Raw genomic sequence first — 1,922 nt, 5'->3', positions numbered from 1 at the left:
AAGATGATACGATTCGACCAGTCATCCGATATGATGTGATGCATCACCATCACCAGCAGGTGCTCTTCCGGCGCGGTCTTGATGAGCGCCACCCGCAACAGCGGGCCCTGCGTAAGATCAAACGGAGTGGCGCTTACCCGGCTGGCTTCTTCATGCGCTCGCACCGCGCGCTGCGTGGACGGCAGATCGCACAGGTCGATCACCGGTATATCCAGCTTCTGTTCTGCTCCAATGATCTGCTCGGCCATGCCCTGATCATTTGCCCGGAAAACCGTGCGCAGCGATTCGTGCCGCATCACCAATGCATCAAAACTCGAACGCAGCGCTTCAATATCCAGCCTTCCCGTTAAACTCAATGCGCCGCTCAGGTGATACGCCGTGCTCGATGGCTCCAGCTGCCATAAGAACCAGTGCCGCTGCTGCGCATAGGAAAGCATATTGCGGTTTTGCGCTTTCTGCCGGACGATCGGAAGCAGGGAAAAATCGAATCCCCGTTTTTTTAATGCACCGAGAAATTCCTTCTGCTTCTCGGGAGACAGCGCCGAATACCGCTTGGCAATATCCTGCTTGTTCAACTCCATTCAGCTCTCCAGTAAATCGAGCAATTCGGACATCCCCATCAGCTCGGCATGCTCAACATGTTCCATGACTCTGAGTGAACGCTGGTCTTGTATGACAGACACAAGATCAGTCAATAGAGGATTTTCAAAATATGAACGCAGCGGCAGTGAAACGGATAGATTCTGTTGCAGTTTCTGCTGTACTTGCAGGATCGCAAGCGAATGCCCGCCCAGTGCGAAGAAGTTATCATTGCGTCCCACCTGCCCAATGCCGAGCACGTCGGCCCAGATGTCCGCCACGACTTCTTCCATCTCACCCTGTGGTGCCTCATAGTGGTCGATGTTGGCAAATTCCGGCTTTGGCAACATCCTGCGGTCCACCTTGCCATTCGGACTCAGTGGCAAACTGTCCAGCACCATGATCGCCGCAGGAATCATGTAGTCCGGCAGTGCCTTGCTTAGCGCTTCCCGCAAGACTGGGATATCCAGGCTCTTGCCTGCATGCACGGACACATATGCTACCAGCCTTGTTCCGCCTGTTCCTCTCCGGGCCACCACGACGGCTTCCCTCACCTCCCGCTGTAAAAGCAGCTGGGCTTCGATCTCTCCCAACTCGATTCGAAAGCCCCGCACCTTGACTTGATTGTCCAGGCGCCCCAGGTATTCGATCTGCCCGTCCCCACGCCATCTCGCCAAATCCCCCGTACGGTACAGCCGCCCTCCCTTTTCATCAAAAGGATCGGCAACAAAACGCTCGGTGGTCAGCCCCCTGCGATTAAGATAGCCACGCGCCAGCCCCACGCCTCCCAGATATAGTTCTCCAGCCACCCCTTGCGGGACCAGATTGAGATCCGTATCAAGAATGCGGGTTTTCGTATCGGAAATGGGCTGTCCGATCGCCACGCTGCCATGGGCATCATTTTTGCATGCCCACTGCGTAACATCGATTGCCGCTTCTGTCGGTCCGTAGAGATTAAAAAGTTTTGCCCAGTGAAGTTGTCTCAGTGTCTTGTGTTGCAGCTCCATGGACAATGCCTCTCCGCTACAGAGAATGCGCCGCAAAGTTGTACAGGTTTGCGTGTTATTGCAAGATATAAAGTTCTGCAACATGGAAGGAACGAAATGGATCGTGGTGACTGCGTGTCGTCGGATCAATTCGATCAGGCGTAAAGGATCGCGGTGATCTCCCGGTGCAGCTACGGCCAGGCGCGCACCATTCATCAACGGCCAGAAGAATTCCCAAACAGAAACATCAAAACTGAATGGGGTCTTTTGCAAAATCACGTCACCAGCGACCAGCCCATGGGCTTGTTGCATCCATACCAGACGGTTACGAAGCGAGCGATGCCGCATAGCCACGCC

2 protein-coding genes are annotated in these 1,922 nt (G+C 54.6%); both read right to left on the bottom strand.

Translation table 11 applies throughout. The features are described 5' to 3' along the window. Window positions 1-581, bottom strand: a 581-nt coding sequence (locus SQ11_RS15150; RefSeq protein ID WP_041515035.1) for a condensation domain-containing protein, incomplete at its 3' end; no start/stop codon positions are given. Continuing rightward, window positions 582-1,922 (bottom strand): AMP-binding protein (locus SQ11_RS15145; RefSeq protein ID WP_156972529.1); only part of this gene is annotated, 1,341 nt, incomplete at its 5' end.

It is taken from the genome of Nitrosospira sp. NpAV (genome assembly GCF_000832065.1).
In the GTDB taxonomy this organism is placed as follows: domain Bacteria; phylum Pseudomonadota; class Gammaproteobacteria; order Burkholderiales; family Nitrosomonadaceae; genus Nitrosospira.
The sequence above is the reverse complement of the archived record's forward strand: the minus strand, read 5'-3'. Positions and strand labels throughout refer to the sequence as shown.